This is a genomic window from Pseudomonas sp. RL_5y_Pfl2_73 (genome assembly GCF_963970515.1).
Lineage (GTDB): Bacteria > Pseudomonadota > Gammaproteobacteria > Pseudomonadales > Pseudomonadaceae > Aquipseudomonas.
Window position 1 is genome coordinate 313,577 of sequence record NZ_CAXAPD010000003.1, and the last position, 11,985, is coordinate 325,561.

Below are 11,985 nucleotides of genomic sequence, written 5' to 3' on the forward strand. Positions count from 1 at the left end.
TGTCTCGCAGGAGCCCGTCATGAGCGATGACCTCAAACTTGCGTCGCTGGCCGATTGGCAGCGATTGTTCGACGACAAGGCCTACTGGCAGCAGTCCCCCGATGCTCACTTCAGCGAGCTGATGCGGGTGGCCAATGACCTGTTCGGTCAGGGTGCTATAGACCTGGCGCAGTGGCAGGCCTTGAAGACCCGGGCCGAGCAACTGCACCAGCGCTCCCCGAATACCAATGTCGCTGAAGCCGTCGCCGACCCCGACGCCTGATTCCAGGCCTGAAAGGTTCAAGGAGTTCACCATGCAGCACCGCCCCGATCAAACCTGGCAAAACCCCGACGCCCCGGTATTGCCCGGTGAAGTGGAACGCGATAACGACGCCTTGCGGCCCAATGACCCGGTCAAGCGCAAACAACGGCATGGCGACCCTGAGGCAGGGGATACCGATGCGCAGAAAACCGGTCGACGTGGTTGAATGACGTCACGTCGGACGGGTATTAAAAAGAGTTTTTCAGAACTGTTTAATTTTGTTTTGCCGATAACTTTGTCTACTTGTCCATGTTTTGTATAACTGTTTGTACAGCGATACGCAGCCCCCAAACTCGGGCTAGACAGGCGTTGTGTGCACTCTGTGTAGGAGCTGTCGAGTGCAACGAGGCTGCGATCTTTTGATCTTTTGATCTTTCGCTTGAGATTCAAGTGTGTGGGGAAAGATCGCAGCCTCGTTGCACTCGACAGCTCCTACGCCCCTACGCCCCTACGCTCCAGCGCTTGAGTGGGGGCAGTTGCAATAATGAATAATTATTTAAACAGGCTCACGGACATATTCTAAAAGTTCGATTATTATTGTTCCCGTTCGCCCAGTGTCAGGCTCTTTACCAGTGCATGGATTGCCGAGGCCATCGCACTGGGCGAACACCATCCTGAATCAACCGCTATCGATTATTTTCAACGGCACATCGACCCGCAGAGCTGGCCGATGCGTGAGCGGCTGCCTGCGATTCAACCGGCGGCCGGTGCACGCCCGTCATCGGAGCCCGAGGTACCGCTGACTTCGTGGGTCCAGGTAATCTTGCGATACGTGAAGTGCACGTCTTCCAGATGGGTGAAATGAGCGTTCTCTGGGTCCTGGCAGTTGAGCATGTAGTCCTTGATATCGACGATGATCGCGTCCTCCAACGTGGTGGTGTAGTCGTGCTTCTGGGTGCCGGCAGCCGAAGTGCGGTACCACTGGATCTTGACTTCGGTCAGGCGTTCGCCGCTGGTCAGGGCGACTAGCTGCAGGGGCGAAGCTTTGTCGAATACCTTGGTGATGATCAGGGGTTTGTGTATGCGCTGACCGGTTGGCTGGCCGGACTGAAGGTCGCGAGGGATGGTCACTTGGTGCTCGAAAGCCTGCACCATGACTTGGTCTTCATGACCCTCTTGGTAGGTGTTGCCCACCGAACCGGCGGTAAACGCACCGGCAGTGATCAGCACTTGTTTGGTGCCTGTAACGGACATAGACGCGGGGGTAGCCAATGGATGCTAACGATAGGGCCTGGGACGGGAGTCGCCCCGAGGTGGCCTCACGGTTATCAAGAGCTATGCCATTTTTTAAAAATCTATATATATCAATAGGTTGATGTTTTATTTTGGGGGGGCTCCCTGCAGGCAAGCGAGAAATCGCTCAAAGGCTTGCCCGGCTCATTGCAGCTCCTCGCGGCCTGATCAGACATCGCGATACCCGGGCCGGGTGACCGAGAAAGGCGCGCCGCACGCACGCCTGTCAGGCAGTTTTTTGCCGTTTGTCCTTCGGCTTGTTCCTACACGCCCAATGCAGTCCTGCTCTCATCGATGGAGCGTTGTTGCGTCTGGGCGTACAGCTCCAGCTCATCAATGGTCGCTAGGCCCAGCGCCTCTTCGAAGGCTTGACGATTGGACTGACCGGCATAATGACTCTGGGCGGCATCGCCAAGGTTCGACTGGAAAATGCCGGCGGCGCTGACGGGCAGGAAGTCCTCGTACACCAAGGGTTCGGCGCGCAGGTATTGCTGCTCAAGCAAGTGCTCCAGCGAGGCCGCGTGCTCAAGGGCGCCCTTGGCGGCGAGGCCCTTGGGGGTGACGAAATAGCGGAAGTACGCCAATGCCTGTCGGCGCAGCTCATCGTGGCTGTCAGGGAATGCGACGAAGTGTTCGGCCATCAGTCGGTTGTAGCGTTCGGCGTTGGCTTCGTTGGGAAACTCCCCCAGTGCGTCGCGCGCGGCGTTGAGCAATTGATCGTAGAGCGCGCGGCCCTTGGGCGTGAGAGCTGCGCCGCGTTGTTCGATTTCGCCGAAGCGGGCGCTGTGGCTGCCTTGGGACTGTGACTGGTCAGTGAAGGCGACGGGTTCGTCGAGTGCCTTGAAACTGGTCTGACGCAGCAGGATCGGGCATTGGCGGCGGGGAGGGCCTTCGATCACGGCCTTGGGGGTAATGCCGTGCACGGGCATCCGGGCCTGGACGATGTCGATGTCCAGGGTGCGCGGTGTCAGGTGATTGATGTGTGGGCCTTTGAACGCCACCACGTCGGCGATCAGGCGATGTTGGGCGCTCAGTTGCCGGTACTGTTCGGCGGTGACGGTGGCGCTGTGGTGCCAGCGAAAGGTTTCCAGAGCTTGTAGGACGAAGTCCTCAGCCTGGGCTTCCGTCAGGCCACCCTGGCGTTCGGTCAGCTCAATGAGCTCAAGGGCGCCGGGGGTAAAGATCTGCCGCTTGTCCAGCACCGACTCGGCAAAGGCCCGAAGCTCGGCGTTCTCGATCAGTTCCAGGCGCAGCAGCGAGGTAAACACCCGGAACGGGCTGACCTGCAACGCGCTTTCGTGCACGGCGCGGAAGGCGGTGGAATGCACCGGCACCCCGGCAGGCGTGAGGTCGTAATAACCCACCGGCTGCATGCCCATGACCGCGAACAGACGCCCCAGGGTCGCCAGTTCGGCGGCGGTGCCGACGCGGATCGCACCGTGGCGTTCCAGGTCCAGGCGTTCGAGTTCACCGGTGCTGCGCAGGTGTGCCGCCAAGGCCGGGTCTTCGGCCAGCACCTGGGCGTTGGTGTGCTCCACCAGCTTCATCAGGGCGCCATACAGCGGCACCTCGTCGCGATACATGTCGGACATCGCTCTGGAGAAGCGTTGGCGGATCAGGTCGGGGCTGACGAAGCTCATCGTAAGAATTCCTGGGCGAGGGCGGTGGGAAAGTGGACGAAAGATCGCAGCCTTCGCAGGCCCCGGCAAACGAAGAATCTTCAGGACTTCATTCTGTCAGGGACTGATCCACCAGTTCGATCCAGTGCCGCACGGGCGTGCGACCGGCGCCGTCGAGGTGGTTCTGGCAGCCGACGTTGGCGGTGACGATCAGCGCCGGCTGGCCGCTTTCCAGCGCATTGAGGCGGTTGTCCCGCAATTGCCGCGCCAGGGTAGGCTGGGTCAGCGAATAGGTGCCGGCCGAGCCGCAACACAAATGGCCGTCGGGCACCTCGGTGAGGTTGAACCCCAGCCGTGTCAGCAGCGCTTCGATGCTGCCGCCGAGTGTCTGCGCGTGCTGCAAGGTGCAGGGGCAATGCACGGCGATGCGCTGGTTCCTGGCCGCGCAGATCTGTTCCAGCGGTTCCTGGCCGAGTACTTGCACCAGGTCCAGTGCCCGTTCACTCACCTGCCTGGCCTTGGCGGCATAGGCGCGGTCGTGTTGCAGCAGGTGCCCGTAGTCCTTGATGAATGCGCCGCAGCCGCTGGCCGTCTGGACGATGGCTTCAGCGCCGTTTTCCAGGTGTGGCCACCAGGCGTCGATGTTCTGCCGGGCGCGATCCAGCCCGGTGGCCTGGGCGTCGAGGTGATAATCCAGCGCACCGCAACAGCCGGCCTGCGCACAGGGGATCGCGCTGATGCCGAGTCGATCCAGCACCCGCGCTGCCGAAGTGTTGGTGTTGGGCGACAGGCCCGGTTGCACGCAACCTTCGAGCATCAACACCGTACGCCGATGCCGGAGAGGTGGGCGCTCGTTGTGGGCTGAGGAAGCGCGAGGCAACTTGGCGGTCAGGTTCGTTGGCAGCAGCGGACGGAAGATCGTCCCAAGACGCAGCAGGGCCCTGAACCGCTCGGGGCTGGCGGCCAGGCTTCGCAGCCCCAGGCGCAGCGCGCGTTGGCCGGCGGGGCGTGGCACGGCGTGATCGACCACCGCCCGGCCGATGTCCAGCAGGTTGTGGTAATCCACGCCGGACGGACAGGTGGTCTCGCAGTTGCGACACGACAGGCAGCGATCCAGGTGCAGTTGAGTGCTGGCCGTCGCCGGCTGGCCTTCGAGCACTTGCTTGATCAGGTAGATGCGTCCGCGCGGGCCGTCCAGTTCATCGCCGAGCAATTGGTAGGTGGGGCACGTGGCATTGCAGAAACCGCAATGCACGCAACTGCGCAGGATCCGTTCGGCTTCTTCGGCGCGGGGCAGATTTTTGCTTTCCTCACTAAACCGAGTCTGCATAGGGAGTGTCCTGTATCACAGATGCTGTTTCTTTTTGACGGCGTCTGTTGCCGTCATGCAGCGCTGCCGCTCCTCGCCATAGCGGGCCATGACCCGTCGCGGCGCCCTGCCTGACGACAACCGCCACTCGTCAAGAAGGAACGCATTTGCGACACAGGACACTATAGCTCCGGGTACATCCGGCCAGGGTTGAACAGCCCCTGGGGATCAAGCTGGGCCTTGAGTTGCCGGTGATAGCGCAGCAGTGCCGGGGCCAGTGGCTGGAACGGTGTGTCGCTGACACCCTGACGATAGCAGGTGGCATGGCCGCCGACTTCATGGGCCAGGGCTTGCACCGTGTCGGCCTCGGTTTTCAACCAGCGTTGGGCGCCGGCCCAGTCGATCAACTGCGTGCCGGGCAGGGTGAGCGGCCCGGTATGGTTGGGCAACGACAGGCGCCACAGGGGCAAGCCTTCATCGAAGAAGGCCAACTGATGTTCATTGAGTGCCATCCAGTATCGATCGTCGATCACCTCGCCACCGAAACGCTGATGAGCGGCACTGACCGAGCCTTCGCCACCCTCCAGGCGCAGGTGCAGGCAGTCGCCGTCATGGCTGGCGGCGTTGATGGGCAGGGGCTGACGGCCCCATTCGGCGAGTTTTTCCAGGGCCTCGGTGCTGTCCAGTTCCAGGCGGATACTCAGGCTGTGACGGGGCTTGGGCAGGACCTTCAAGGAGACTTCGGTGATCACCCCCAGGCACCCGAAACTGCCGGTCAACAGGCGCGACAGGTCGTAGCCAGCGACGTTTTTCATCACCTCGCCGCCGAAACGCAACAACCTGCCATGGCCACTGATCAGGCGTGTGCCCAGGACGAAGTCGCGCACCGAACCGGCCCATGGGCGACGCGGTCCCGACAGCCCGGCAGCGACCATGCCGCCGACCGTGGCGTCGTCGCCGAACGCCGGCGGTTCGCAGGGCAGCCGTTGCCCGGCGGCGTCCAGGGCGGCCAGCAGGTCCCGCAGCGGGGTGCCGGCACGGGCGGTGATGACCAGTTCGGTGGGGTCGTAGTGGACGATGCCACGGTGCACGCGGGTGTCCAGCACTTCGCCGGCCACTTCGCGCCCCAGGAAAGCCTTGCTATTCGAACCCTGGATACGTAGCGGCGTGGCGTTGGCCCGGGCGTGATTGACCTGTTCGAGCAGCAGGTCGCTGGCGTCCTGGTCGGCTTCGCGGCTCATCAGAAACGCTCCAGTTCAGGAAACGGCAGTTGCCCGCCATGGATGTGCATGGCGCCGAATTCGGCGCAGCGCTGCAGGGTGGGGATGTTCTTGCCGGGGTTGAGCAGGCCTAGGGGATCGAACGCTGCTTTTACCGCGTGAAACAGGTTCAGTTCGTCGCTGTTGAATTGCGTGCACATCTGATTGATTTTTTCCCGGCCGACACCGTGTTCGCCAGTGATGCTGCCGCCCACCTGGACACACAGTTCGAGGATTTTTCCGCCCAGGGTTTCGGCGCGCTCCAGTTCGCCGGGCTGGTTGGAATCGAACAGGATCAGGGGGTGCATATTGCCGTCACCGGCGTGAAAGACGTTGGCGACCCGCAGGCCATGCTCGGCACCGAGGCTGGCGATGCGCTGCAGTACTTCGGGCAAGGCGCGTCGCGGGATGGTGCCGTCCATGCAGTAATAATCCGGCGCCAGGCGGCCCACCGCCGCAAAGGCGTTCTTGCGCCCGGCCCAGAAGCGCAGCCGCTCGGCCTCGTCCCGCGCCTGACGCACCTCGGTGGCACCGGCCTGTTGCAGCACCTGGCGGACCCGTTCGCAATCGTCATGGACATCGGCCTCGACCCCGTCCAGTTCGCACAGCAGGATCGCTTCGGCCTCCACCGGATAGCCGGCGTGGATGAAGTCCTCTGCGGCGCGGATCGCCAGGTTGTCCATCATTTCCAGGCCACCGGGGATGATCCCGGCGGCGATAATGTCGGCCACTGCCCGCCCGGCCTTGTCCACCGAATCGAAACTGGCCAGCAGTACCTTGGCGACTTGGGGCCGGGGCAACAGTTTGACGGTCACTTCGGTGATCACCCCCAGCAAACCTTCGGAACCGGTGAACAGTGCCAGCAGGTCCAGGCCCGGCGAATCCAGGGCTTCACTGCCCAGGGTCAGGCGTTCGCCTTCGACGGTGAGGATTTCCAGCTTCAACAGATTGTGCACCGTCAGGCCGTACTTGAGGCAGTGCACGCCGCCGGCGTTTTCCGCGACATTGCCGCCGATGGAACAGGCGATCTGCGACGAAGGATCCGGTGCGTAATACAGCCCGAACGGCGCCGCCGCCTGGGAGATCGCCAGGTTGCGCACACCCGGCTGAAGCCGTGCGGTGCGGGCATCGGGGTCGATGTGCAGGATCTGGTTGAACCGTGCCATCACCAGCAACACGCCGCTTGCCAGGGGCAGGGCGCCGCCGGACAGACCGGTCCCGGCGCCCCTGGCGACCACCGGCACATTCTGCCCATGGCAGAGCTTGAGCAGCGCCTGGACCTGCTCGACCCGCCTGGGCAAGACCACCAGCAGGGGCGTGGTGCGGTAGGCCGACAAGCCATCGCATTCGTAGGGCTTGAGGTCTTCCTCCTGATGCAGGATGTCCAGGTCTGGAATCTGTGCCTGCAAGGCTTGAAGCAGGGCCTGTTTGTCCACCTTGGGCAAGGGGCCGTCGAGGTGTTCGTCGTAGAGGATGTTCATGAAGCCGATACCCTGTAGCTGACGAGTGTAACGAGGCTGCGATCTTTCCCCTGGCGATTGAACCTTGAGCGAAAGATCCCATAGATCAAGATCAAAAGATCGTCCGAACGCGGCCCGAGCCTGCGGCACCCCTACGGAGCGCAACCCAGCGGGAGCAAGCTCCCTCGCCACGGACTCATCCCTTGCATCGCCGTCACTGCCCCAACTCCTTGAGAAAACCACGGTACAGCGCCGCGGTTTTTCCCGGTTGTTCGATCATGGGCAGGTGGCCGATACCGTCCCAGATTTCCACCCGTAAGTCCGCGATGCCCTTGCTCCACACCGGCACGCTGCTTACATCGATCACCCGGTCCTGACGGCCCCAGAGCAGCAGCGAAGGGGCGCGAATGTCGGCCAGGAGAGGCTCCATCGATGGGCTGGCGCGAAAGTCGGAGTAGATCTCCGCCAGTTCTTCACGGTGCTGTACATAACGTTCGGCCACGGCCGCCATCACCATGCCCGGCACCCAGGGCGGCGAGGCCATGGTCATTGCGTAGAACGGCATGAATTCTTCTTGCGAGTGCACCAGGGACGGGTTACGACCGGCGGCCAGTTGGCGGTCCATGTCGCTGGGCTGGGGCGCGGTGACGCCGGCCGGATTGAGCAGCGCCAGGGTCAGTACACGTTCGGGTGAAGTGGCCGCCAGCCACGCGGCGAGATGCCCACCCATGGAATTACCGATCACATGGACCTTGTCCAGGCCGCAGGCATCGAGCAACTCGATGATCCGCCGGGCCTGGGTCGGGATGTCGTAGCCGCCACCGGCCTTGAAGCCGGTTTCGCCATGGCCGGGGAGGTCGGGGATCACTACCCGGTAGTCACCGACAAAATGCCGGGCAACGCGTAGCCAGAGGTTCTTGTCGCCGCTGTAGCCGTGCAGCATCAGTATGCTGGCGGACGCTTCATAAGGCCCACCCTGCCAGGTCGACACGGTCATCTCGCTGATGGGCACGGTGATTTTGCGTAACCGGTAAAGGCGTGCCTCCAAGGCCATGTTCATGTCGTAGATCACATGGCCAATGCCGGGATACGTCAACCAACTCCAGGCGATAAGTACAGCAAGAACTACACACAACACCAGCATGTTTTGCCCTCCATGGGCGATGACAGAATGTGATCGAACGGATCAGGTGGTGATAAGTGAAGCTGAAACCCGGGAACATCGCTGCCCAGAGGCCTCCTTTCTGAAGGCTTACAGGATTTCCATGTCATATATAGCCAAAATCCGAGCAGAGTTGCGTATTTGAAGAAGAATAAATCGCCCTGCATTCATTGGTGGCTATTTGATGTCGCCCTGATAGACTCCAAGCTACCCCCCTTCCCAATGACTTGGGAAACCCGCGGTGCAGAGGTTCCTATGCAAAAAACGGGAAAAAAGGGACGGACGCTGGCCAGGAGGCTCTATATATCGCGCATTCTGGGCCTGACGTTGGGGTTGCTGTTGGTGAGTGCTGCCGTCTTTCCCCTCGAACCGGCGCTGTGGGTCTGGGGTTTCATGTTATTCCATGGCCTGCTCTGGCCACACTTGTCCTACTGGTGGGCCCGGCGTTGCGCGATGCCGTACCACGTCGAACACATCAATTTATTGATCGATGCGGTGCTTGGCGGCTTCTGGGTCGCGGCAATGCAGTTCAACCCGCTGCCCGCAGCCGTCACGCTGGCGATGATGGCGATGAACAATGTCTCCATTGGTGGCCTGCGTTTCCTGCTCATTGGGGCCTTGGCCCAAGTGGCCGGCATTGTCGTGGGCGTGCTGATCTTCCCGCTGACCAGCGTGCCCATGACCAGCCCGGCACAGATCTATGCCTGTTTGCCGTTGCTGTGCCTGTACCCGATGGCGCTGGGTTGGTTCTGCTATCGCCAAGCCTACGCACTGGGCCGGCAAAAGCGCGAGTTGCTGGCCCTGAGTCGCACCGACAGCCTGACCGGCTTGCTTAACCATGGCGCCTGGAAAGATCGCCTCAACGAGGAGTTCCAGCGCTGTTTGCGTCACCCAGATGACGGGGCAGGGCGCGGCGCGCTTGTGCTGATCGATATCGATCACTTCAAGGCCATCAATGACACCTATGGCCATGTCGCCGGCGACATCGTGCTGCGCCAGCTGGGCAAGATGCTCAAGCAAAACCTGCGCGCCGCCGATGTGGTCGGGCGTTATGGCGGGGACGAGTTCTGTGTGATTCTGCCGGACCTGACGCTTCACAACGCCGTGCAGGCCATGGACGGGTTGCGCGAGCGCTTTGCGACGCTCAGCTATGAACAGAACCCGGCGCTGAAGGTGAGCCTGAGCATTGGCCTGGCGGCCTTCAACCCGGCCTATGGCGATGCGACCCATTGGCTCAATGATGCCGACCAGGCGCTTTACGAGGCCAAGACCGGCGGGCGCAACCGGGTCACGTGTTACCGGCATCGGCAGGCGTTGGAGGCATCGGTCATTTCCCCTTGAGGTGGCCACCTGCGGTCTAGAGCCTTGGCCCATTGTCGGGTAGGGTGCCTATGGCACTCTTTCGATACGGAACAAGGATGAAATCATGATGATGACCGCTCTTCGCTCCCGTCTGGCCGTCAGTCTTGGCCTGAGCCTGGCCCTCGGCGCCTTCGCCCCCGTTGCATTCGCGCAGCCCCATCAACAAGTCCTGAACGACGCCGGACAGTACAAGGGCGAGGCCCTGAAACTGCTCGAACGGTTGGTGAACATCGACTCTGGCTCAGGCTATGTGCCGGGGCTGACCCAGGTCGGTGATATTGCGATCGATGAATTGACGAAGTTGGGCGCCACCATCGAAAAGGTGCCTAACTCGGACGGCACCCAGCACATCCTGGCGACCCTCAAGGGCACCGGCAAGGCAAAAATCCTGCTGATGGCCCACATGGACACGGTGTTCAAGGAAGGCTCGGCCGCCGAGCGTCCCTTCCACATCAAGGATGGCCGGGCCTATGGGCCGGGGGTGATGGATGACAAGGGCGGCATCGTTGCCGGGATCTATGCGCTGAAGGTGCTCAAGAACCTGGACTTCAAGAACTACGCGCAGATTACTTTCCTGCTCGACGCCAGCGAAGAAACCGGCTCGGACGCCGCCACCGACCTGATCAAGAGAACCGCCAAGGCCCATGACGTGACCCTCAACCTCGAGCCGGGTCGCCCGGCCGATGGTTTGGTGGTGTGGCGCAAGGGCAGTGCCACGGCGCTGGTGGAGGTCAAGGGCAAGGCGTCCCACGCCGGTGTCGCGCCGGAACTGGGGCGCAATGCGGCGATGGAAGCCGCGCACCAGATTCTGCAACTGGGCAAGCTCGGCGACGCGGAAAAGAAAACCACCATCAACTTCACGGTGATCAAGGCCGGCGACCGGACCAACGTGATCCCCGACCAGGCGAGCGCCAAGGCGGATGTGCGTGCGGCGGTGCCGGAAGAGTTCGACCGCATCGAAAAAGACCTGGCCCGGGTGTCGCAGGACAAGCTGATCGCCGACACCGAAGTCACCACCAGCCTCAAGCGCGGCCTGCCACCGATGCCGCAGACGGCGGAGTCGGACCGGTTGATGGCCATGGCCCAAGGCATCTATGGCGAACTGGGGCGCAAACTGACGGAAGAAGGCAGCGGTGGAGCGGCGGATGCCAGCCTGTCGGCCGGGGTTGGCACGCCGACGCTGGATGGTTTTGGCATTGTCGGTGGCAACATTCACACCCCTGAGGAATACGCCGAAGTCGAGAGTGTGGTGCCGCGGATTTACCTGTTGTCGCGGATGATCATGGAGTTGGCTGGGCGGTAAAGCGCTGCCCGTCCTTTAAGGATACGCAGGCTCTTGTGGCGAGGGAGCTTGCTCCCGCTCGGCTGCGCAGCAGTCGTAAAACCGGCTGATGCGGTCTGCCTGAAAGGCCGCGTCAACCCATTTGGGGCTGCTGCGCAGCCCAGCGGGAGCAAGCTCCCTCGCCACAGGTTTTTTGGGTGAGTCGGCTAGCGCGCTTCGACGTTGTCCAACGCTCGGTTTGCCAGCTGTCCACTCAATTCGATCAATTGCTGGATGCCCAGGGCAATATGGCGCCTTGAGCCTTCCAGATCGAAGGCCAGGTCGCCGAGCATGGCATTGGCCGAGGCCAGGTTTTCGCTGAGGTTGGCGAGCAGGGTTTCGGTGTCGACACCGTTGATGACAGTGAAGAGTTGGCCTGGCTCAGCCTCGGTTTTGGTGGCTTTTGGCTTGAGGTAGTAGTCGAGGGCGCGGTCGGCGGCTTTGTCGAACGCTTTTGATGATGGATCAGTATCCGGTGGGTTCGGTGTTGGCTTGAGCATGGATTGAAACTCCTTGGTAATTGGAGCCGCAACCTTTTGCTACCAAACATTAGGTGGCGGCTATACGCAGGTTGGTAGACCGGGTACCAAGGCAAACCCAGCGCGCCCAAGGGCGCCCCGCGCACAGCCGCCATAATAAATATGCCGGAGCCGTGCGCCTTAGTTTTACCCGGGCTACCAAACCCGATCGCTGATTCGTCAGCGACCCGGAAACGATAAAACCTGGCCCCAAGGCGCACAAGCCGGCGAATTCTGGCGTAGTTGTAGGCAATGGCGCAAGGTGAGGCAGTTCGCTCCTACGTCGAGAGGAATGCGATAAACATTCAAGCTTTTTGTGGCGAGGGAGTCCCCGCCGCGTCTTCGACGCTGCGCTGTCGCGCAGCAAACAAGTGCTCGGCTTAAGATTGGGTGCGCGCGGGGAAAGAGGCCGTAGCTATCACTGGTGTGTCAGCACCCGCG

At 61.9% G+C, this 11,985-nt stretch carries 11 protein-coding genes; 4 read left to right on the forward strand and 7 right to left on the reverse strand.

Annotation, left to right across the window (positions count from 1 at the left end):
* Positions 1-19: 19 nt before the first annotated feature.
* On the forward strand, positions 20-262 hold the full coding sequence (locus tag AACY42_RS04705; protein ID WP_339477027.1) for a hypothetical protein: 243 nt from the start codon (positions 20-22) through the stop codon (positions 260-262).
* Positions 263-293: 31 nt separating this feature from the next.
* Positions 294-467, forward strand: coding sequence for a hypothetical protein (locus AACY42_RS04710; protein ID WP_339477029.1), 174 nt, complete (start codon positions 294-296; stop codon positions 465-467).
* Between the two features lie 527 nt (positions 468-994).
* On the opposite strand, the gene AACY42_RS04715 is transcribed toward AACY42_RS04710, so the two are convergent.
* The 6 genes from AACY42_RS04715 to AACY42_RS04740 form a co-directional block, all read right to left on the reverse strand.
* Complete coding sequence (locus tag AACY42_RS04715) at positions 995-1,513, reverse strand: Hcp family type VI secretion system effector (protein ID WP_339477031.1); 519 nt, start codon at positions 1,511-1,513, stop codon at positions 995-997.
* A gap of 284 nt (positions 1,514-1,797) precedes the next feature.
* Positions 1,798-3,174 (reverse strand): 2-oxoadipate dioxygenase/decarboxylase HglS, encoded by a 1,377-nt coding sequence (gene hglS / locus AACY42_RS04720; RefSeq protein WP_339477033.1) that lies wholly within the window; start codon positions 3,172-3,174, stop codon positions 1,798-1,800.
* Between the two features lie 88 nt (positions 3,175-3,262).
* Positions 3,263-4,483: a glycolate oxidase subunit GlcF gene (gene glcF, locus AACY42_RS04725; protein WP_339477035.1), complete on the reverse strand. Its 1,221-nt coding sequence runs from the start codon at positions 4,481-4,483 to the stop codon at positions 3,263-3,265.
* Positions 4,484-4,644: 161 nt separating this feature from the next.
* Complete coding sequence (gene glcE, locus AACY42_RS04730) at positions 4,645-5,703, reverse strand: glycolate oxidase subunit GlcE (RefSeq protein ID WP_339477038.1); 1,059 nt, start codon at positions 5,701-5,703, stop codon at positions 4,645-4,647.
* Positions 5,703-7,202 (reverse strand): glycolate oxidase subunit GlcD, encoded by a 1,500-nt coding sequence (gene glcD, locus AACY42_RS04735; RefSeq protein WP_339477040.1) that lies wholly within the window; start codon positions 7,200-7,202, stop codon positions 5,703-5,705. Before glcD ends, glcE begins: the two co-directional genes overlap by 1 nt.
* 193 nt (positions 7,203-7,395) lie before the next feature.
* A complete protein-coding gene (locus tag AACY42_RS04740) occupies positions 7,396-8,325 on the reverse strand; it encodes an alpha/beta fold hydrolase (RefSeq protein WP_339477042.1) in 930 nt (309 codons plus the stop codon).
* 273 nt (positions 8,326-8,598) lie between these two features.
* Here AACY42_RS04740 and AACY42_RS04745 point away from each other — a divergent pair, with 273 nt between their 5' ends.
* Both AACY42_RS04745 and AACY42_RS04750 read left to right on the forward strand, forming a co-directional pair.
* A complete protein-coding gene (locus AACY42_RS04745; protein ID WP_339477043.1) occupies positions 8,599-9,684 on the forward strand; it encodes a diguanylate cyclase in 1,086 nt (361 codons plus the stop codon).
* 85 nt (positions 9,685-9,769) lie between these two features.
* Complete coding sequence (locus tag AACY42_RS04750; protein ID WP_339477045.1) at positions 9,770-11,008, forward strand: M20/M25/M40 family metallo-hydrolase; 1,239 nt, start codon at positions 9,770-9,772, stop codon at positions 11,006-11,008.
* A gap of 185 nt (positions 11,009-11,193) precedes the next feature.
* Here AACY42_RS04750 and AACY42_RS04755 read toward each other — a convergent pair whose 3' ends face one another.
* Positions 11,194-11,526 carry a DUF6124 family protein gene (locus AACY42_RS04755; protein ID WP_339477047.1) on the reverse strand — a complete coding sequence of 111 codons (333 nt, stop codon included), beginning with the start codon at positions 11,524-11,526 and terminating at the stop codon, positions 11,194-11,196.
* Between the last annotated feature and the right edge of the window lie 459 nt (positions 11,527-11,985).

Bases quoted from the DNA above. Each gene is read 5' to 3' on its own strand.
- AACY42_RS04705 (WP_339477027.1), top strand. From the start codon at position 20: ATGAGCGATGACCTCAAACTTGCGTCGCTGGCCGATTGGCAGCGATTG.
- AACY42_RS04710 (WP_339477029.1), top strand. From the start codon at position 294: ATGCAGCACCGCCCCGATCAAACCTGGCAAAACCCCGACGCCCCGGTA.
- hglS (WP_339477033.1), bottom strand. From the start codon at position 3,174: ATGAGCTTCGTCAGCCCCGACCTGATCCGCCAACGCTTCTCCAGAGCG.
- glcF (WP_339477035.1), bottom strand. From the start codon at position 4,483: ATGCAGACTCGGTTTAGTGAGGAAAGCAAAAATCTGCCCCGCGCCGAA.
- glcE (WP_339477038.1), bottom strand. From the start codon at position 5,703: ATGAGCCGCGAAGCCGACCAGGACGCCAGCGACCTGCTGCTCGAACAG.
- glcD (WP_339477040.1), bottom strand. From the start codon at position 7,202: ATGAACATCCTCTACGACGAACACCTCGACGGCCCCTTGCCCAAGGTG.
- AACY42_RS04740 (WP_339477042.1), bottom strand. From the start codon at position 8,325: ATGCTGGTGTTGTGTGTAGTTCTTGCTGTACTTATCGCCTGGAGTTGG.
- AACY42_RS04745 (WP_339477043.1), top strand. From the start codon at position 8,599: ATGCAAAAAACGGGAAAAAAGGGACGGACGCTGGCCAGGAGGCTCTAT.
- AACY42_RS04750 (WP_339477045.1), top strand. From the start codon at position 9,770: ATGATGATGACCGCTCTTCGCTCCCGTCTGGCCGTCAGTCTTGGCCTG.
- AACY42_RS04755 (WP_339477047.1), bottom strand. From the start codon at position 11,526: ATGCTCAAGCCAACACCGAACCCACCGGATACTGATCCATCATCAAAA.